General features: G+C 63.5%; 21 protein-coding genes. 11 read left to right on the plus strand and 10 right to left on the minus strand.

Going from position 1 to position 19,086, the window contains the following annotated elements:
• Positions 1 to 57: 57 nt before the first annotated feature.
• Positions 58 to 576, minus strand: coding sequence for a hypothetical protein (locus tag AC0L3D_RS11665; RefSeq protein ID WP_287171908.1), 519 nt, complete (start codon positions 574 to 576; stop codon positions 58 to 60).
• Complete coding sequence (locus tag AC0L3D_RS11670) at positions 573 to 1,298, minus strand: DUF2259 domain-containing protein (protein ID WP_473644414.1); 726 nt, start codon at positions 1,296 to 1,298, stop codon at positions 573 to 575. The genes AC0L3D_RS11665 and AC0L3D_RS11670 overlap by 4 nt, the downstream gene beginning before the upstream one ends.
• Before the next feature lie 141 nt (positions 1,299 to 1,439).
• Between AC0L3D_RS11670 and AC0L3D_RS11675 the strand changes: the two genes are divergently transcribed.
• The gene (locus tag AC0L3D_RS11675; RefSeq protein ID WP_023798236.1) at positions 1,440 to 1,694 is read left to right on the plus strand and encodes a DUF2171 domain-containing protein; all 255 of its coding nucleotides are present in this window, start codon (positions 1,440 to 1,442) and stop codon (positions 1,692 to 1,694) included.
• 23 nt (positions 1,695 to 1,717) lie between these two features.
• Here AC0L3D_RS11675 and AC0L3D_RS11680 read toward each other — a convergent pair whose 3' ends face one another.
• Complete coding sequence (locus AC0L3D_RS11680) at positions 1,718 to 2,719, minus strand: P1 family peptidase (RefSeq protein ID WP_473644467.1); 1,002 nt, start codon at positions 2,717 to 2,719, stop codon at positions 1,718 to 1,720.
• Entirely contained in the window at positions 2,719 to 3,804 is a 1,086-nt protein-coding gene (locus AC0L3D_RS11685; protein ID WP_473644416.1) for a branched-chain amino acid ABC transporter substrate-binding protein, read from the minus strand. Before AC0L3D_RS11685 ends, AC0L3D_RS11680 begins: the two co-directional genes overlap by 1 nt.
• Before the next feature lie 191 nt (positions 3,805 to 3,995).
• On the opposite strand from AC0L3D_RS11685, the gene AC0L3D_RS11690 reads away from it, so the two are divergent.
• The 7 genes from AC0L3D_RS11690 (at position 3,996) to AC0L3D_RS11720 (ending at position 10,493) form a co-directional block, all read left to right on the plus strand.
• Complete coding sequence (locus AC0L3D_RS11690) at positions 3,996 to 4,490, plus strand: flavin reductase (RefSeq protein WP_027154198.1); 495 nt, start codon at positions 3,996 to 3,998, stop codon at positions 4,488 to 4,490.
• A 33-nt stretch (positions 4,491 to 4,523) separates the two neighbouring features.
• Positions 4,524 to 5,453: an AAA family ATPase gene (locus tag AC0L3D_RS11695; protein WP_027154199.1), complete on the plus strand. Its 930-nt coding sequence runs from the start codon at positions 4,524 to 4,526 to the stop codon at positions 5,451 to 5,453.
• A gap of 4 nt (positions 5,454 to 5,457) precedes the next feature.
• Complete coding sequence (locus tag AC0L3D_RS11700; RefSeq protein ID WP_473644419.1) at positions 5,458 to 6,708, plus strand: vWA domain-containing protein; 1,251 nt, start codon at positions 5,458 to 5,460, stop codon at positions 6,706 to 6,708.
• A gap of 28 nt (positions 6,709 to 6,736) precedes the next feature.
• Positions 6,737 to 7,075: an XdhC family protein gene (locus tag AC0L3D_RS11705; RefSeq protein WP_254018040.1), complete on the plus strand. Its 339-nt coding sequence runs from the start codon at positions 6,737 to 6,739 to the stop codon at positions 7,073 to 7,075.
• A 183-nt stretch (positions 7,076 to 7,258) separates the two neighbouring features.
• A complete protein-coding gene (locus AC0L3D_RS11710; RefSeq protein WP_473644421.1) occupies positions 7,259 to 7,963 on the plus strand; it encodes an XdhC family protein in 705 nt (234 codons plus the stop codon).
• Positions 7,960 to 9,582 carry an NTP transferase domain-containing protein gene (locus tag AC0L3D_RS11715; protein ID WP_473644423.1) on the plus strand — a complete coding sequence of 541 codons (1,623 nt, stop codon included), beginning with the start codon at positions 7,960 to 7,962 and terminating at the stop codon, positions 9,580 to 9,582. Before AC0L3D_RS11710 ends, AC0L3D_RS11715 begins: the two co-directional genes overlap by 4 nt.
• Before the next feature lie 32 nt (positions 9,583 to 9,614).
• Positions 9,615 to 10,493 (plus strand): alpha/beta hydrolase, encoded by an 879-nt coding sequence (locus tag AC0L3D_RS11720; RefSeq protein WP_473629324.1) that lies wholly within the window; start codon positions 9,615 to 9,617, stop codon positions 10,491 to 10,493.
• Here AC0L3D_RS11720 and AC0L3D_RS11725 read toward each other — a convergent pair.
• Positions 10,490 to 11,533, minus strand: coding sequence for a DUF1176 domain-containing protein (locus AC0L3D_RS11725; RefSeq protein ID WP_473644425.1), 1,044 nt, complete (start codon positions 11,531 to 11,533; stop codon positions 10,490 to 10,492). The genes AC0L3D_RS11720 and AC0L3D_RS11725 overlap by 4 nt on opposite strands.
• A gap of 125 nt (positions 11,534 to 11,658) precedes the next feature.
• Here AC0L3D_RS11725 and AC0L3D_RS11730 point away from each other — a divergent pair, with 125 nt between their 5' ends.
• Positions 11,659 to 12,165 (plus strand): DUF1993 domain-containing protein, encoded by a 507-nt coding sequence (locus AC0L3D_RS11730; protein ID WP_473629322.1) that lies wholly within the window; start codon positions 11,659 to 11,661, stop codon positions 12,163 to 12,165.
• 38 nt (positions 12,166 to 12,203) lie between these two features.
• On the opposite strand, the gene AC0L3D_RS11735 is transcribed toward AC0L3D_RS11730, so the two are convergent.
• Positions 12,204 to 12,614 carry a hypothetical protein gene (locus tag AC0L3D_RS11735; RefSeq protein WP_473629346.1) on the minus strand — a complete coding sequence of 137 codons (411 nt, stop codon included), beginning with the start codon at positions 12,612 to 12,614 and terminating at the stop codon, positions 12,204 to 12,206.
• Between AC0L3D_RS11735 and AC0L3D_RS11740 the strand changes: the two genes are divergently transcribed.
• Together AC0L3D_RS11740 and AC0L3D_RS11745 are read left to right on the plus strand one after the other, a co-directional pair.
• Positions 12,613 to 13,680 (plus strand): aldo/keto reductase, encoded by a 1,068-nt coding sequence (locus AC0L3D_RS11740; protein ID WP_473629321.1) that lies wholly within the window; start codon positions 12,613 to 12,615, stop codon positions 13,678 to 13,680. The genes AC0L3D_RS11735 and AC0L3D_RS11740 overlap by 2 nt on opposite strands.
• A gap of 60 nt (positions 13,681 to 13,740) precedes the next feature.
• A complete protein-coding gene (locus AC0L3D_RS11745) occupies positions 13,741 to 15,006 on the plus strand; it encodes a cysteine desulfurase-like protein (RefSeq protein WP_473644427.1) in 1,266 nt (421 codons plus the stop codon).
• A gap of 15 nt (positions 15,007 to 15,021) precedes the next feature.
• On the opposite strand, the gene AC0L3D_RS11750 is transcribed toward AC0L3D_RS11745, so the two are convergent.
• The 4 genes from AC0L3D_RS11750 to AC0L3D_RS11765 all read right to left on the minus strand — a co-directional run bounded on the left by AC0L3D_RS11750 (position 15,022) and on the right by AC0L3D_RS11765 (position 19,086).
• The gene (locus tag AC0L3D_RS11750; protein ID WP_473644429.1) at positions 15,022 to 16,053 is read right to left on the minus strand and encodes a histone deacetylase family protein; all 1,032 of its coding nucleotides are present in this window, start codon (positions 16,051 to 16,053) and stop codon (positions 15,022 to 15,024) included.
• An 8-nt stretch (positions 16,054 to 16,061) separates the two neighbouring features.
• A complete protein-coding gene (locus AC0L3D_RS11755; protein WP_031254578.1) occupies positions 16,062 to 16,565 on the minus strand; it encodes a GNAT family N-acetyltransferase in 504 nt (167 codons plus the stop codon).
• A gap of 208 nt (positions 16,566 to 16,773) precedes the next feature.
• Complete coding sequence (gene kce, locus AC0L3D_RS11760) at positions 16,774 to 17,703, minus strand: 3,5-dioxohexanoate:acetyl-CoA acetone transferase (RefSeq protein WP_473629318.1); 930 nt, start codon at positions 17,701 to 17,703, stop codon at positions 16,774 to 16,776.
• A gap of 3 nt (positions 17,704 to 17,706) precedes the next feature.
• Positions 17,707 to 19,086 carry an aminotransferase family protein gene (locus AC0L3D_RS11765; RefSeq protein ID WP_473629317.1) on the minus strand — a complete coding sequence of 460 codons (1,380 nt, stop codon included), beginning with the start codon at positions 19,084 to 19,086 and terminating at the stop codon, positions 17,707 to 17,709.

A 19,086-nucleotide genomic window follows, 5' to 3' on the forward strand; every position in this document is an offset into this window, starting at 1 on the left:
GTCAGTCCTGACTTGCGAGGGCGTTCGCCCGCGTCGTAACAGAGGCAGACAAAATGCTCAACGCTGCTGCCGCGCAAACCAGATGCTGGCGAGAGCAAGCGCGATGAAACCGAGCGGAAAATAAAGCCGGATACCCAGCACGATGAATTGATAGAACGCCGTTGCCATGGTGTGCACGAACTGGATGGACCAGCCAATGGTCAGTGCAGGTTCATGCCATTGGGCATAGTAGGAACGGTATTGCAGCGCAAAGAGCCCACCGGTGAAGCCGATCGTGGTGGCAAGAAGGCAGACAAAGGCGGCCGCCAAGGCTACTTGCCAATGCCGCCCGAGCGAGACGAGCCGCGCCAGGAACAGGCCAACCGGAAAGGCGAGCGCACCGCCCGCCGCATAGAGCAACGAGACGAAGCGGATATTTGCCGGGGTCACCCAGTCGTCCAGCAGCAGATTGACAAGTGCGCTGGCGCCCATCGCGGCGGCCCACAGCAGGGCGCCGCAAACTGCGGCGGACGGCGACGGCAAGGCCTTGCGGATGCGATCCAGGACGCCGCTGCGTATGGCGGGGAGCGACGTCACAGCCGGCCGGTCACCGCGATCCAGCGATAGTCAGGCCCTTCGAAGCCGTACTGGCGCACCGCGATCAGCACGGCATAGGCGCTGAGGCCCTGCATGGAAAATGTCTGCACCGCGCCGATTCGATAGCCGTTCGGGCAGCCTCTGGTTTTGGGGATCGACTTGTCCTCGTGCAGGAGTTCAGTCTTGCCGCCGCCTTTCGCCTCGATGCGCAACAGGCGAAAGCCGTTGATCTCGCCAAGGTTTTGGCAGGTTTCGGTATCGTTCATGCCGATCTCGTCGAGTCGGAACTCGAGCGGATCATCGACCGGCGAAAAGATCGGCCGCGGGTTGACCACCATGCGGAACGGATCGGCCGAAAGCTCGGTCACCGGGTTGGAGCCGGCGGTGATGCCGCGATTCGCCGTCAATTCCGCCTGTTTGATAATAGCTTCACCTTTCTGCCGGGCTGCAAGACGCGCCGCGTCGAGCGTTGCGTTCTCGTCGTCAAGCCGCACCCTGATCGGTGTGCCCTTGAGAAAACTGTCGTCGGCGGTGTTGATGTAATAGCGATTGGCATAGGGAAACCCCGACCCGTCCTGGACACCGTACTCCTCGAAGGCGAAGGCGCCGCCATCCCCGGTGAAGCCGAGGATTTCAAGCTCGGCAACATCGCCGGCATGCGCGGCGAGCGAAGTTGCAAACTGGGCAAGGAGGGACACAGCAAACAGGACGAGAATTCGCATCGGATTTCCGTTTGAGCAGCCAGCGTTGTTTCGATCACTATCACGACATCGTCAAAACGTCGTGCCCTCTGAGACGCAACCCGATGCATCCAATCGTGCCGTCATTTGTTTATGTTGGCAGCTTGAAATGGAGAACCCACAATGACCGATGCAGCCAGCATTCGCGAACATATGGAAGTGATCGGCGCCGACGGCGTCCATGTCGGCACTGTCGACAAAGTTGAGGGACAACGAATCAAGCTGACCAAGCGCGACAGCGGCGAGGGCGCCCACAGGGGGCATCACCACTTTATTCCGCTCAGCCTCGTAGCCGAAGTCGAGGGCCAGAAAGTCCGGCTGTCGGCAAATTCGGATGTCGCGGTCACGTTCGAGGAGGAAAAATCCGACCCCACCTGATGACGGGCCACGGCAGCCCGCATTCAGCGCGACGACCAGACCGGAAACAGGTCGCCATCGGCGGGCGTTGCGGCAAAGACGCCGCGGCTGATGGCGCGCGCCATGGTGGCGCCGGCCACGGCGTAAAGCTCGATGGCGTCGTTGGGCGCGAGCTCGATGCCGCTCTTGCCGGTCGCCAGCGCGAAAACCAGATCGCCGTCGGCCGGCGTATGTGTCGGCCAAATGGCGCGCACGAAGCCGTCATGCGCTGATATCGCCAGGCGTTTTGCGGCGGCCTTGGTGAGAAGGGCGTCCGTGGCGATGACGGCGATGGTCGTGTTGCCTCCGACGTGCTTGTCGCGAAATTTCAGCAGGATCCTTTTCGCGTTCTTCGGCATCGGCGTGGGATAACCGAGTCCGCCGAACTCGTCGCCGATCTCGAAGGGCGCTGCCCAGAAGTGCCTGCTTCGGGCGATCGTCACCGAGCCGGTCGGATTGACGGCGACGAGTGCGCCGATGGTGACGCCGCTGTCGAGCATCGTCGAGGCCGATCCGAGGCCGCCCTTGAGGCCGGAACTCAGGGCACCGGTGCCCGCGCCGACCGTGCCGAGCGGAAAATCGATGCCGACTGCCTGTGCCGCCTCATAGCCGAGATCGCGGTAGGGCGGATAGCGGCCCCAGTCCTTGTCGCCGCCGTTGCGCAGGTCGAACAGGATCGCCGCCGGCACGATCGGCACGCGAAAGCCGCCGACCTCCACGCCGATGCCGTTTTCGCGTAGTGCCGCCTGTACGCCGGAGGCGGCATCGAGGCCGTAAGCCGAGCCACCCGAAAGCACCACGGCATGGATCGCCTCGATCGAATTGTGCGGCTCGAGCAGGTCGGTCTCGCGGGTGCCCGGCGCACCGCCCAGGATCTGCACACCGGCCACTGCCGGCTCGTCGCAGACGATGGTGGTCACCCCGGACTTCAGCCTCGCATCGGAAGCGTTGCCGACACGCAGGCCGGCGACATCGGTGATGAGATTGCGCGGCCCGGTGCGAAACATCATTTGGCCTCCGCCGGCACGAAATTTGCGCCGTTGAAACGGAAGACCCGATAAAGGTTTTCGGTCAAGTCGCCCTTGCCGTCAAAGCGGATCGGTCCGATCGCGGTGCTGAAGTCATGCGCGGCGAGCGCATCGGCCAGTGGCCTGCCGGGGGGGTCCGCCAGGGCTGTCGCCGCCTTGGCGATCTCGACCGCTGCATAGGCCGGCAGCGTGTAGCCGTCCGGCACGATCGTTTGTGCGGCAAAGCTTTCGAGCACCCTGGAGTCGGCGACATCGGCCCATTCGGGCGGCGCAAACATCAGCGTGCCCGTGGCATAAGGCACGTCGCCGGGCGCTGTGCGCAGCGCTTCGCCGCCGGCAAAAATGATGCCGGCGTCGAGCTGGCCGGCGTCGCGGCCCATGATGGCGATGTCTTCGCCGTCGCCGCCGGCAAAGACATGCGTTGCGCCGGCCTTCCTTAGCCGCCCGAGCAGCCCGATCTGGTTGTCGAGCTGCGGCCTGAATGTGTCGACGAACACCGGTTTCAGCGCCGCCTGCTCGGCTGCCGCCCGAAGCGTCTCGGCGATTTCGCGGCCGTAAATCGTGCCGTCGTCGATGATGGCGAACAGCTCGTTCTGCCATTGGCGGGTGAGATTGAAGGCGACGGCGTTCCGCTCGTCATCGCCGCGCGGCCCGAGCCGAAAGATCGGCCAGCCGGTCTTGGCGCGCCGGTCGGTCAGACTTTCGGTGCGCACGCCAACGGTGATGACCGGTATGTCGGCGTCCTTCAGGATCGGCAGTGCCGCCTCGATCGCCTCGGTGCAGAGGAAGCCGACGACCACGCCGACTTTCGACGCAACGAATTCTCTCGCCGCGGCAGCCCCGCCATCGGCCGTGCAGGCGTCGTCGACAACCTTGAGTTGAGCACCGTTCGCCGCTGCTGCCAGGCCGGCGCCCGCCTCGATCTGCTTGCCGAGGGTCGCCGACGGCCCGGACAGTGGTGCCGCGACACCGACCAGCAGCGTCTCAGCGTTCGCATCACCGGCGAGAGACAGCCAGGCCAGCACCGCTATTGTCGTTGTCGTGCCTATTGTCCGGGGTCGCATGCGAGCGAAGAATTCCTCCGCGCCGGTCGCGTGTTTGCCGGCGCCACTTCCTGCCAAGACCTAAAGGCTGGTCAGCTTTCACGCAACACGCGAAATTCAGGATGCGTGTCAACCACTTCGCTTGTGGCATGCAATATGCCGCCATATATAACGGTTGGGTTCATCTCGCTTCAAACCAATGGAAATCGCCGGTGCTGAAGAAGAACGACATAGGGCCGCAGGCCTATCGCGACGCGATGGCCCATTTTGCCGGCCACGTCCATGTGGTCACCACCGATGGTTCCGCCGGCAGGCGCGGTGCGACTGTCATTGCAGCCTGTTCGGTGTCGGACACGCCGCCGACCATCCTGGTCTGCCTCGATCGCGAAAATCCCAAGAACGAGCCGTTCGTGAAGAATGGCAGGTTCGCCTTGAACGCGCTGGCTTCGGACCAGGAGGCGCTGTCGGTGGGCTTTTCCGGCCTCACCGGCCTGCCCGTCGAGGAACGCTTCGCGCTCGCCGAGTGGGATATGATCTCGACCGGCGCGCCGACACTGAAGGGCGCGCTTGCCGTGTTCGACTGCGAACTGATCGATACCAAGGATCTGGCCACCCACCGTGTGCTTTTTGGCAAGGTGACAGGCCTGCGTATCGGCGATAATTTGCGGCCGCTGATCTATCACGACCGCGGCTATCACGCTCTGTAGAGGCTCTGGATGGGCCGCACCCACGGAGAGAGAATGACCGGGTTGAAACCACGCCCTACGCCGCGGACGATCGATGAGACGCTCGATCTCCTGACCGGCGCGGACTATGTGGCGGACCGGTCGCTGGCGACCGTGCTGTTCTTGTCGCTGCGCATGAATCGGCCGCTGTTCCTCGAGGGCGAGGCCGGCGTCGGCAAGACCGAGATCGCCAAGGTGCTGGCGCAAGCGCTCGGCCGCCGGCTGATCCGCCTGCAATGCTATGAAGGCCTCGATGTCTCTTCGGCCGTCTACGAGTGGAATTACGCCGCGCAGATGATCGAGATCCGCATGGAGGAGGCGGCCGGCAAGGTTGACCGCTCCGACATGGAACGCAACGTCTTTTCCGAAAAATACCTGATCCGCCGCCCGGTGCTCGACGCGCTGACCGGCAAGGCGGGCGCCGCCCCGGTTTTCCTGATCGACGAGCTCGACCGCACCGATGAGGCCTTCGAGGCGTTCCTGCTCGAAATCCTCTCCGACTTCCAGGTGACGGTGCCCGAGCTCGGCACGATCAAGGCGGAGGAGCCGCCGATCGTCATCATCACCACCAACCGCACCCGCGAGATCCACGACGCGCTGAAGCGCCGCTGTCTCTATCACTGGGTCGACTATCCGAATGCCGAGCGCGAGCTGGAAATCGTGCGCCGGAAAGTGCCGCAGGCCAACAGCCGGCTGTCGGCCGAGGTGGTTTCGTTCATCCAGAAGCTGCGCCAGATCGAACTGTTCAAGGTGCCGGGTGTTGCCGAGACCATCGACTGGGCCGGCGCGCTGACCGAACTCGACAAGGTGGCGCTCGATCCGGAAACCGTTTCCGACACGATCGGCGTGCTGTTGAAATATCAGGACGACATTGCCCGTATCGAGCAGGGCGAAAGCCGGCGCATCCTCAACGAGGTCAAGGCCGAGCTTTCGGCGGCGGAGTAGGGCGATGGCAACGCCGCATCCCGAACCGAAAGAGGCCACGCCGGACGGGCGGATCGCCGATAACATCGTCTATTTCGCCCGCACCTTGCGCAAGGCCGGCATGCGGGTCGGCCCGGCCTCGGTCAAGGATGCCATCGAGGCGGTGCTGGCCGCCGGCATCGGTTCCCGCGACGATTTCTACTGGACGCTGCATGCCGTGCTGGTATCGCGGCACGAGGATCACCCCACCTTCGACGAAACCTTCCGGCTGTTCTGGAAATCGCACGAACTGATCGAAAAGATGCTGGCGATGTTTTCGCCGGTGGCGCCTGATATCAGAGAGAAGCAAAAGCCGCGGGCTGCGGAAAACCGCGTCAGCCAGGCGATGTTCGAGGGCCACCAGAAGAACCAGCCGGCGCAGGAAATCCCCGAGATCGAGGTCGACGCCCGCTTCACATTTTCCGGCAACGAGGTGCTGAGGGGCAAGGATTTTGCCCAGATGAACGCCGCCGAGATGATCGACGCCAAGAAGGCGATCGCCGAGTTACGGCTGCCCTTCGACATGGTCAGGACACGCCGCTTCAAGTCTGATGCGCATGGTCGCCGTATCGATCCGCGCGCCATGATGCGTTCCGCTGCGCGCACCGGCGGCGAATTGATCCTGCCGAAATTCCGTTCAGCCCGCGAGGTTCACCCGCCGCTGGTCGTGCTTGCCGATATTTCCGGTTCGATGAGCCAGTACACGCGCATCTTCCTGCATTTTCTGCATGCCCTGACCGAAAAGCGCCGGCGCGTGCACGCCTTCGTTTTCGGCACCAGGCTGACAAATCTGACGCGGCAGATGCGCCATCGCGATCCAGACGCAGCACTCGCCGACTGTTCGGCGGCGGTGATGGACTGGTCGGGCGGCACCCGCATCGGCGATACGATGGGCGAATTCAACCGGCTGTGGTCGCGGCGTGTGCTGGGGCAGGGTGCGGTGGTTCTCCTGATCACCGACGGGCTGGAGCGCGACGACGTTGCCGGCCTGTCGGAGGAAATGGAGCGCCTGCGCAAATCCTGCCGGCGGCTGATCTGGCTGAACCCGCTGCTGCGCTTCGACGGCTTCGAGGCGCGTGCCCGCGGCGTCAAGGCGATGCTGCCGCATGTCGACGAATTTCGCTCGGTGCACAATCTCGATGCGCTCGCCGACCTGTGCGCATCGCTGGACAAGACTTCGGCGCGCTCCGTCGACCCACGCAGATGGATTGAGGGTGGCGCGAGAGGCGCAGCATAGTCATATGTTTTCTCCGGGAGAAGCGGTGATGGAAAACAGCATTTATCTCGATGAGGCCCGCGATCCGCTGATCATCGCGGAAGGCTGGATGAAAGACGGCAAGGATGTCGCCATTGCCACCGTGGTCGAGACCTGGGGCTCGGCGCCGCGCCCGGTCGGCAGCCACCTTGTCATCGACGCGGAAGGCAATTTCCACGGCTCCGTCTCTGGTGGCTGCGTCGAAGGCGCGGTGGTCACCGAGGCGGTCGACGTCATCGACAGCGGCAAGGCCAAGATGCTGGAGTTCGGCGTCGCCGACGAGACCGCCTGGCAGGTCGGCCTGTCCTGCGGTGGCCGCATCAAGGTCTATGTCGAGCGGTTGGGTTAGAAGCATGATCCCGCAAAGTGGGAACCGGTTTGCGGACAAGAATCATGCTTAAACAAGAGAGCATGATCCCGCAAAGTGGGAACCGGTTTGCGGACAAGAATCATGCTTAAACAAGAGAGCATGGTCCCGCAAAGTGGGAACCGGTTTGCGGACAAGAACCATGCTTGAACAAGAGATATTTCGATGGATCCCTACGCGCTGAAGACGCTGAACGCCGAACGCCGCGCCCGCCGCGCGGTGATCCTGGTCACCGATCTCGGTGATGGCCGCGATCGCATCGTGCGGGAGGGCGATCAGGTCGCCGGCGAATTGGGCGCTGCGATCGCCAAGGCGTTTCGATCAGGCAATTCCGGGTCGGTCGAGGCGGAAGGGCGAACCTTCTTCCTCAACGCCTACCTGCCGCAGCCGCGCCTGGTGGTGATCGGCGCAGTCCATATCAGCCAGGCACTGGCGCCGATGGCCAGGATCGCCGGCTACCCCGTGGAGATCGTCGATCCGCGCACGGCCTTTGCCACCGCAGACCGCTTTCCCGATGTCGCGCTGCATGCCGAATGGCCGGAGGATATCCTGAAGCGCCAGCCGCTCGACAGCTTTACGGCGCTGGCCGCCGTCACCCATGATCCGAAGATCGACGATTTCGCGCTGAAGGCGGCGCTCGACGCCAACTGCTTCTATGTCGGTGCGCTTGGCAGCCGCAAGACCCATGCGAAGCGGGTTGAGCGCCTGCTGGCATTGGGCGCGACCGCCGACCAGATCGCCCGCATCCACGCGCCGATCGGTCTCGACATCGGTGCCGCGAGCCCGGCCGAGATCGCGGTCGCTATTCTAGCACAGGCGATCCAGGCCTTTCGTTCGCGTGGCCTCGAATCCAAGGACGCGGTGGCGTGAAGTTCGGTCCAATCCCCGTAGATACGGCCGAAGGCGCAGTGCTGGCGCATGCCACCACGGCCGGAGAACGGCGCTTGCGCAAGGCACACAGGCTGAGCGCCGAGGATGTGTCTTTGCTCAAGGCAGCAGGGATTTCGGAGATTGTCGCGGCTGTTCTTGCTCCCGATGATTTGAGCGAGGACGCTGCCGCCGAAAAGATCGCCGAAAGCATGATCCATCGCAATGTCGAGGCGAGGCCCGCCGCGACCGGCCGGGTTAATCTGCACGCCCGGGCCGCCGGTATCTTCACGGTCGATGCCGCGATGATCAACGCCATCAACGCCGTCGATCCGACCATCACCATCGCCACGCTGGCGCAGCACGCACCGGTCGAAAATGGCCAGATGGTCGCAACCGTGAAGATCATTCCCTTCGCCGTTGCTTCCGCCCTGGTCGATGCGGTGGCAAGGATCTGCGCCAGCGGCGAGATCTTTGCCGTCAATGCCTATCAGCCGGTGCGCGTCGGCGTCATCCAGACGGTTCTGCCCGGCATCAAGCCGAGTGTGCTCGACAAGACGTTGCGGGTCACCGAAGCCCGTCTGGCGCGCTCAGGTGGCCGGCTGACGGCCGAGCGCCGCACGCCGCACGAAATTGGCGCCGTTGCGGAGGCTGCGGGCTCGCTGGCGCGTGACAACGATATTGTGGTGATCTTCGGCGCATCGGCGATGAGCGATTTTGGCGACGTCATCCCGGCAGCGATCGAGAAGGCCGGCGGCACCGTCACTCGCGCCGGCATGCCGGTCGATCCCGGAAATCTCCTGGTGCTCGGCGCGCTTGCCGGCAAGCGCGTCATCGGCGCGCCGGGCTGCGCCCGCAGCCCCAAGGAGAACGGCTTCGACTGGGTTCTCGACAGGTTGATCGCCGGTCTCGACGTGACGGCCAAGGATATTGCCGGCATGGGTGTCGGCGGTCTGTTGATGGAAATCCCGACCCGGCCACAGCCGCGCGAGCCGCTGCCGGCGCCAAAGTCTGAGAGTGCCGAGTTGAAGGTCGATATCGTGCTGCTGGCCGCCGGCCGCTCCAGCCGCATGGGCGGCCCGAACAAGCTGCTGGCACTGTTCGACAGCCAGCCGCTGGTGCGCCGCAGCGCCGAGCGCGCGCTCGGCTCTAAAGCTTCGGGCACCGTCGTCGTCACCGGCCATCAGCGCGAGCGTGTACGCGCCGCGTTGTCGGGACTGGATGTGACTTTCGCTGATAATCCGGATTTCGCCGAGGGCCTGTCTTCATCGCTGAAGGCCGGCATCGCGCGGGTCAGCGGCGATGCTGCCGGCGCCATGATCGTGCTTGGCGACATGCCTGGCATCGCGTCAGCCGACCTCGACAGGCTGATCGATGCATTCCGCAAATTCGAGGGCCGATCGGTCGTGCGCGCGTCGCATGAGGGAAAGCGAGGCAACCCTGTGTTGCTGCCGCGTTCGCTGTTTGCGGCGATCGCTCATCTCGAAGGCGATACCGGCGCGCGCCATCTGGTCGAGGGCGAGGGGCTCGATGTCATCGATGTCGAGATCGGCAGGGCAGCGTCCATCGATGTCGACACCCCCGAGGCGCTGGAAGGCGCCGGCGGCGTGCTGCAGGATTGACAAACCGGGGCCGAAAAACGCATGCCTGAGGGATGGCTATTCGAACCGTCCTATGCGCTCTACTGACTTCAATATTTTTCCTGTCTTCTTGCGCTGCTTACGCTGACGTTCTCAAGCCCTTCAAAGACGATCTGTTCGCCTATCCGGCCATCCTCTCGTCCGAGGGCGCCTATGTAGTCGTCGACTATCGCGAGCTGCGCGATATCAACGCCCGCGACCAAGTGCCGGAGCGCCGCGCGCAGGCGCAGTATGTCGACATCGGTGTGCGCAAGGTGCAGCAGGATCTGCTGCTGAAGACCGACGCCGGCAATATCCGCCACGTCGCCGTCGGTCGCACGCAAGGCGCCGGCATCATCGTGCTCTATCTCCACGGGCAGGGCGGCAGCCGTAAGCAGGGCGTCGACGATTTCACCTTCGGCGGCAATTTCAACCGCATCAAGAACCTGATGGCCGGCAATGGCGGCCTCTATCTGTCGCCGGACTTCTCCGATTTCGGCGACACAGGTGCTGCCCAGATCGCCGCGCTGATCGGCCACTATGCCGAACGGTCGCCGGGCGCGAAGATCTTCGTCGCCTGCGGCTCGATGGGCGGCGCACTGTGCTGGAAGCTAGCCGTCCGCAAGGATACTAGCGGCCGCATCGGCGGGCTGCTGCTGCTCGGTTCGCTGTGGGATGAAAGTTTCCTCTCGAGCCCGGCCTTCAGCCGCCGGGTTCCGGTCTTCTTTGGCCAGGGCAGCAAGGACCCGGTGTTTCCAGTCGAGAAACAGGAAGCCTTCTTCCGTTCGATCCTGGCCAAATCGAAAACCTATCCGGCTCGCTTTGTCCGCTTCGAGACCGGCACGCACGGCACGCCGATCCGCATGACCGACTGGCGCGGCACGCTCAACTGGATGCTGTCGAAGGCCCCTTAAGGCGGTGTGTTGTAGTCCACCACTGTCTGCGGATTGATCTCGCCGTCATAGGAGGCGTCGACATCGTACTGCACCAGCGAGAAATTGCCGTTGCGAAACAGATACGTGCCGGCCGACGCGGCATCGCCGACACCGCGCCACTTGTTGAGCGACGAGATCGTCTTGGTGGCGTCGTCATACTCGGAATTGACCAGCTGGTCGTCGGTCTGGAAGCCGGTGACGTTGATCGCCTCGACCTTGCCTTCGCTATCGTTGTTCTCATAGTGGATATCGAGTTCCGGCGAGGCGAACTGCAGCTGCCGGACGCCTGACACATCGTCGTGGACATAGTAGACGGCACTCTCATTGTAGGCAGCCATCGAGCAGAAGAAGCGAAACAGCCGCGTCTCGCGTTCGGGTTGATCGGCCTCGGCGCCGGCATCCTTGTAGCGCAGGGAGTAGGCGTCCGGCTCTGCCAAGGGCTCGCCGCCAGGCATTTCCTTGTCGCACTGGTCGCCATAAGTGGCCGCAAACGCCTTCTTGGCCTGCTCCAGCGCCGCATCCTTCTTCGGCGGCGGCGGTGCGTCGCCGCAGCTTGCCGGCACGGCGTCCTCGAATTCGGCATTGGACGGTTTCAGCGCGCCCTTGTCGATGAAGATCGGGCGGAATGGCGGTTCCTGGATCGAGGCGTTGACCTGGCGCAGCGTGTAGCAGCCGGCAAAGACATTTTCGCTGCCGTCCTTGGCCGTCGCCCGGATGGCGACCGGAACATTGTAATAGATGCTGCCGGCCGCACCGTCTTCGGACACGCCACCGGTTTTGACCTCGACCCTTTCGGTGCCGTCATAGCCCTTGACGAAGGCGTCGAAATCCTTGGCCGGCCTGGTGTCGCCGAAATAGTCCCAGGCGCGCGCGAACTCTTGCCGGTTGATGGCGCTGTAGAACGAGCGGATGACCGCTTCGGCGTCCGACCTGTCATCGACATAAGGTGCTTCGGCGGCGAGCACTGGCTGCACGGCAAGGAAGAAAAAAGCCGTCGCTGCAGAAAGGGCGCTTCTCATCGGGAATCTCCACCGGATGGGAAATCCTATCATAGCGATTGCGGCGACGCGGTGACGCTTGAAGAATCGCCCACGGAGGCGCTAGGTCAGCGCCGTCGGCGTTCCCGCCAGGATAGGAGAGTCTCGTGACCATATCGATGTACGAAGCGTCCGTGCCGGTGTTTTCGGCCAGGTTGAAGGCGCTATCCGACGTGCTGAACATCGCCGAGCAGAATGCGCTCGACCGCAAGATCGATCCGCAGGTGTTTTTGACGTCGAGGCTGGCGCCGGACATGTATGCGTTGACCAGACAGGTGCAGATCGCCACCGACCACGCCAAGGGCGCGCCGTCGCGGCTTGCCGGTCGCGAGGTGCCGAAATACGAAGACAACGAGGCGAGCTTTGCCGATCTCCAGGCGCGTATCGCCAAGACCGTCGACCTCCTGGCGACATTCTCGGCTGCCGATATGGACGGCTCCGATGACAGAATGATCGAGCTGAAGCTTGGCCAGCGCGAATTGTCGATGGCCGGCATGCAGTATCTGCTGCATCTCGCCATGCCCAATTTCTATTTCCACGTGACCACCGCCTACGACATCCTGCGCCACAATGGTGTGCCGCTGAGCAAGGCGATTTTCATGGGATCGCGTTGAAGAATGGCGATATCCCGGTCGAGCCGGGATATCCGTGACTAACGTGAGGACATTTCGCGGGCGACGCGCGGAAAATCGGCTGGTTTGATGCCGATGTCGGCACGATCGGCATTGCTCATCGAATGAAGCAGCGCCAGAGCCGCGCGGTAGCGCAGATGTTCCTGTGGACGTGGACGGGCGAACATTTCAGTGAGAAAACCCATGATTCCAGCCCCTGGTTGGTCCTCCCGAGCTTCAATGTAGGCGACTCGTAACAATTGTGCAGTGCAGCATTTGCATGGCAGCCATGCCGCGCTGATCTTTTGACTTCGCCGAGCGCCCTGCTTCGGCCGCTCGGAAAAGTCGCTGGCCACGGTCGGCAGGGTTGGAGACAGCCCGCGCATTCCTGTATGCTGCGGCTTCCTTCCCGCGCAGCCGCGCAAAAGAGTTCCCGCCGGAGAAATTTCCATGCAAAAACGCCGCCTTGGTCGGACCGATCTTCTTGTTTCCCAGATTTGCCTGGGATCGATGACCTGGGGCCAGCAGAACACCCAAGCGGATGGCCACGCCCAAATGGATCTGGCATTTTCGCGCGGCGTCAACTTCATCGACACCGCCGAGCTCTACCCGATCCCGCCCAAGGCGGAGACGCAAGGCTGGACCGAGAAGATCATCGGCAGCTGGATGAAAGCGAAGGGCAACCGCGATCAAGTGATCATCGCCTCGAAGGTGGTTGGCCGCACCGCCAACACATGGTTTCGCGGCAACCGCCCGTCGAAGCTGGTGCGCGCCGACATCTTCGATGCCGTCGAAAAATCGCTGACCAGGCTCAACACCGATTATCTCGACCTTTACCAGATCCATTGGCCGGAACGGGACGTGCCATGGGGCGCCAATCCGAACCGCGTCGGTGCCGTGCCGCTGCGGACAGATTCCGCCGGTGCACCGGGCGGCGAGACGCCGATCACCGAAACGCTCGCCGTCTTCGAAGAATTGGTGAAGGCCGGAAAAATCCGCCATTTCGGCCTGTCGAACGAGAGTTCCTGGGGCGTCATGCGGTTTATCGGCGAAGCCGACAAAGGCGTCGGCCCGCGCCTGGCGTCGCTGCAGAACGCCTATAATTTCGTCAACCGCGGCTTCGAGGTGAACCTTGCCGAGGTCTGCGAGCGCGAACAGGTTTCACTGCTCGCCTATTCGCCGCTGGCGCAAGGCTACCTGACCGGCAAATACGATCATGGCGCGCGGCCGCAAGGCTCGCGTTCTCAGCTTTTCAACCGTGGCCAGCGCTACGAGACGCCCAATGCCGCGGAGGCGCAGCTCCAGTATAACGAACTGGCGCGCTCTTTCGGCATGGAGCCGGCATTGTTTGCCAACGCTTATGTCACGAGCCGGCCCTTCGTCACTTCGAGCATCATCGGCGCGACGACCCTTCCGCAGCTCGAAATGGCGCTGTCTTCCGCTGATGTCGTCTGGACCGAGGATATGCAGAAGGCGGTCGATGCAATCCACCAGCGTGTCGGCAACCCGTGTCCGTGAGCTCCTTTCCGGCGCTGCAAGGCGTGATCGCCGAACGATTACAGTAGGGAGGGGGAAAAAGTGAATTTTCCAATCGAGGTCGTGCGCGAGAAATTTCCGGCACTGTCGCTGACCGACAAGGGCCGTCGCCGCATCTATCTCGACAACCCTGCCGGCACTCAGGTGCCGCAAGCGGTCGCCGACGCGGTGTCACGCTGCCTGTTGACCACAAACGCCAATCTCGGCGGCTTCTTCGAAACCACGATCATGGCGCAACAAATCGTCGACGAGGCCCATGCGGCGATGGCCGATTTCCTCGGTGCTGCAAGCCCGCAGGAAATCATCATCGGTGCGAACATGACGACGCTGACCTACCACATGTCGCGCACGCTCGGCCGCACGATGAAACCCGGTGACGAGATCATCCTCACCCGCATGGACCACGAGGGCAACGTATCGCCATGGCTGCAGCTCGCCGAAGATCTTGGCCTTGTCGTGCGCTGGCTGGCTTTCGACGAGCAGAGCTGGCGGATCGAGGAGGCGGCGCTTGCTGCGCTGCTCACCGACAGGACGCGGCTTGTCGCCTTGAACTACGCCAGCAATCTGACCGGCTCGGTCAACCGGGTGAAGGCGCTGACCGGCATCGCCAGGCAGGCTGGCGCGCTGGTCTATGTCGACGCCGTGCAGTTCGCACCGCACGGCCTGATCGACGTCAGGGACCTCGGCTGCGATTTCCTGGTCTGTTCGGCCTATAAATTCTTCGGGCCGCACATGGGCATCGTGTGGGGCAGGCTGGATGTCATCGACGCGCTGACACCCTACAAATGCCGCTGTTCGTCCAACGCTCTGCCGGAGCGGTTCGAACTCGGCACGCCGCAGATCGAGCTGATGGCCGGACTGACAGCCGCGGTCGATTATTTTACGGAGCTGGGCGCCGCCGCCGGTAAGGATGGTTCGCGACGTACCAGGATAGTCAAGGCGTTTGAAAGTTCAATTGCTTACGAGAACAGGCTGACGCAAAAGCTGATCGACGGCCTGTCGGCCGTTTCGGGCCTGACCATCCACGGCATCACCGATCCGGCACGGTTCGGAGAGCGCGTGCCGACGGTCTCGTTCACTGTCGACGGCATCGTGCCGGAGACGATCGTGCGGCAGATGAATGCGGAAAACATCTTCCTGTGGTCCGGCCACAACTATGCCTGGGAGATCGTGCACCAGCTTGGCATTCCGGCCGAGCACGGTGTCGTGCGCATCGGCATCGCCCATTACAATACGGCGGCCGAGATCGATGAGACGCTGGAGAGCGTGCATCGCGTTATCGCGATGCTGCGACAGGAGCGATCCTGAGGCATCCGGCTGATATTAGCGTTTCTTGCCGCCGCTGAACCCGGTGAGGAAGGCAGTAAGATTGTCGCCGAGTTCGTCGCAGAGATAGCCGCCTTCCTGGACGATGACCGTCGGCAGGCCACAACCGGCGATGGCTTCGCCGATGCGCGAGAAGCCTGGCGTCGTTACCGTCAGTCCGCCGAACGGATCGCCCTCGAAGGCGTCGAGGCCGAGCGCCACGACAAGCGCTTCCGGCGCAAAGGCGCGGATGCGCTGGAACGCCATGTCGAGTGCTTCCAGGAACGCGGCATCGCCGGATTTGCGCGCCAGCGGCAGGTTAAGATTGTAGCCGAGACCAGGCCCTTCGCCGCGTTCGTCGGCATGACCCCAGAAGAACGGATAGAAGCGCACCGGATCGGCATGCAGCGAGACGGTGAGCACGTCCGGCCGGGCATAGAAAATACCTTGCGTGCCGTTGCCGTGATGCAGGTCGACGTCGAGGATCGCCACCCGCGCAGCTTGCCTGCGCAGCACCTGCGTCGCGACCGCCGAATTGTTGATGAAGCAGAAGCCGCCGGCGACGTCGGCAAAGGCGTGATGGCCGGGCGGACGGCACAGCGCATAGGCAGCCGGCGCGCCCGCCATTACCGTGTCGGCGGCCTCGACCGCGCTCCAGGCGCTCCACAGCGCGCTCCGCCAGGTCTCGCCGGAGATCGGGCAAGCGGTATCGGCCATGTGGTAGCCGGCCTGGCCGACCGCCGAGGCCGGATAAGAGCCGCCCCGCGCGATCGGATGGATGTTGGGGATCACTTCGGCCGAAGCGCCTTCGATTCGCTGCCAGCGCGCGAAGATGTGCTCGAGAAAATCGAGATATTCGGGCGTATGCACAGCGGCAACCGGACCAAGCCCGTGATCTCTCGGCCGTTCGATCGTGCAGCCGGCAGCCTCGGCGCCGGCGAGCAGCCGTTCGACGCGCTCCGGCTTTTCCGGATTGGGCTTTTGGGCGCCGCTGGAGAGGAACGCCTTGGGATCGTGGCGCTTCTGCTCTTCGGCATAAAAGGCTTTCATGATTTCCCTCATTCCTCTGGTGCATCGGCGAAGGCAAAGAACGCGTCGCCGACGATCTTCTGCACCTGCTCGTAGCTCGACCAGGCAATGCCCAGCCTTTCGTAAAAGGCCTTGGCGGTTTCATTGTCGCTGTCGACGGACAGTCTGAGATAGGCGCCGCCGTCCTTCCGGCATTCTCGGGCGACACGCCGCAGCAGGCGTTCGCCGATCCTGCGGCCGCGAAACCGATCTTCGACATAGAGATCCTGCACATAGACGCCGGGCCGCCCCATCCAGGTCGAGAAGATCGGGAAATGCAGGCAGAGGCCGGCAAACTCGCCGTCGACTTCGGCGATCAGAGTCGAGAAGGCAGGTTTTTCGCCAAAGCCACAGGTGCGCAGGTCTTCGGGCGTAGAAGTGATTTCCTGGTGTGCGCCGGTATGCGCGCCAAGCCGCAGGATCGCGGCATGGATGGTTTCGACGTCCTCGATGCGGCCGGGGCGGATGAGGACGTTTGTTGATGGCGTAGTCACGACAGGCAGGGCGCCCAGGCACCCCCCTCTGTCCTGCCGGACATCTCCCCCGCAAGGGGGGAGATTGGCAGCTTCGCTCTTGGCGTCTGTCCTGCAACGTAGACGATTGGCGGAAACGACTGGGACATCCGATCTCCCCCCTTGCGGGGGAGATGTCCGGTAGGACAGAGGGGGGTGCGACGGAACGCAAGCATCTCAAATCATCGTCTCAAAAAGCCACCCGGTCACCGCCCTTGAGCGCCAGCATCTCGCGCGCCTCGGTGGGCGTGGCGACGTCCAGCGACAGCCCGTCGAGCACGCTGCGGATGCGGCGCACCTGGTCGGCATTGGACTTTGCCAGCTGGCGGCCGTCGTAAAGGCTGTCCTCCAGCCCGACGCGGACATTGCCGCCCATCGCCGCCGCAATCGCAATCATCGGCATCTGGTGGCGCCCGGCGGCCAGCACCGAAAACTGGTAGCTGTCGCCGAACAGTTTGTCGGCGATGCGCTTCATATGAACCAGATTGTCGGGATCGGCGCCGATACCGCCGAGAATGCCGAACACGAACTGGATGAACAGAGGTCCCGACACCAGACCTCGATCGCGAAAATGCGCCAGTGAATAGAGGTGGCCGACATCGTAGCATTCAAATTCGAAGCGTGTGCCGCAGCCCTTTCCAAGTCTTTCGAGCACGGTCTCCATATCGGCAAAGGTGTTTTTGAAGATCGTGTCGCGGGTCGCTTCCAGCAGTTTCGGCTCCCACTCGTGCCGCCACTCCCTTGACCGGTCGAGCATCGGGAACAGCGCGAAATTCATCGAGCCCATGTTGAGCGAGCACATTTCGGGCTCGGCCCTGAGTGGTGCGGCCAGCCGCTGGTCGAGCGTCATCAGCGAGGAGCCGCCGGTGGTGATGTTGATCACCGCTGATGTCGCCTGCTTGATGCGCGGCAGGAACTGCATGAACACATCAGGATCGGCGGTCGGCCGCCCGTCCGTCGGATCACGGGCGTGAAGATGCAGGATCGAGGCGCCGGCTTCGGCAGCCGCGATCGCCTCTGCGGCGATCTGGTCCGGCGTCACCGGCAGATGCGGCGACATCGACGGCGTGTGCACCGACCCGGTGACGGCGCAGGTGATGATGACTTTTCGCGGCGCCATGGCTCAGCCTTCGACCGGCAGGTCGAGTTCGCCGGCCAGCACCTGCAGCGAGTCACCGATGATGGCGACGATCTCGCCGATCTGCTCGGCCGTGACGATCATCGGCGGCGCCACCATGAAATTGTCGCCGTCGACGCCGCCCTTGACCTTTCGCCCATAGATGATCAGGCCGCGCTCATAGGCGAGGTCGAGCAGGCGCTGGGTGGCCTTCTTCGCCGGTGCGATCGGCCGCAGCGTATCGGGGTCGGCGACCATCTCGGCACCGAGCAGCAGTCCCTTGCCGCGCACGTCGGCGATAAACGGAAACCGCTTGGCCAGGCCCTTCAACTCAGCCATCAAAAGATCGCCCATGCCAGCCGCGTTGGCGATCAGGTCGAGACGATCCATTTCGCCAAGCACGGCGAGCCCGGCGGCGCAGGCGAGCGGATTGCCGGCATAGGTATGGCCATGCTGGAAGCCGCCGGAGGCGAGCAGCGGCTGCACCAGCCGCATGGATGCCGCCAGCGCGCCGAGCGGCGCATAGCCCGAGCCCAGCCCCTTCGACAGCGCGACGATGTCGGGCTTGCAGTTAAAATGGTCGCCGCCGAGGAATTTGCCGGTGCGGCCGGCACCGCTCATCACTTCGTCATGGATGAGCAGGATGCCGTAGCGGTCGCAGATTTCGCGGATGCGCGGATAGTAGCTGTCCGGCGCCACCAGCGCCGCGGTGGCAGCGCCGCCGACCGGCTCCATGATGAAGGCGAGCACGCTTTGCGGCCCCTCGGCGAGGATATTCTCTTCCAGCATGTCGGCGTAGCGGACGCCGCGCTGTTCCATCGAGAGATTGTCGCGGTCGCGCCAGGCGGCCGGCGCCGGCACGGTCGGCATGACCTGCATCATCGGCGCAAAGGTTTCGGCCAGCGCATCGTCGCCCGTGACGGCGAGCGCCCCGAGCGTGCCGCCATGATAGGAGGGAAAGCGCGTGATCACCTTCCAGCGGCTGGCCTGTCCGGTGGCGACGGCCCATTGCCGCGCCAGCTTGACGCAGGATTCCGTCGCTTCCGAACCGCCCGAGACAAAGAAGATCCGGTCCAGGTCTTCGGGCAGCTTTCCGGCCAACTCCCGTGCCAGGTCCTCGGCCGGCTCGTTCTCGAAATGCAGCCGGTAGGCGAAGGTGGCGCGATCCATCTGCCGCTTCATCGCATCGAGTACGTTGCGGTTGGAATGACCGATATTGGCGACCATCGGTCCGCTCGACCCGTCGATGAAGCGGCGGCCGTCCTGCGTCCAGATGTAGATGCCTTCGGCGCGGTCGACCAGCGGCCGGCGCAGGCTGGACAGATAGAACAGATGCGACGGCAGGCGCGTCTCGGTATCCGGGGCAGGGGTCTGGGACTTCAGCAT

The sequence above is a fragment of the Mesorhizobium sp. WSM4837 genome (assembly GCF_055811435.1).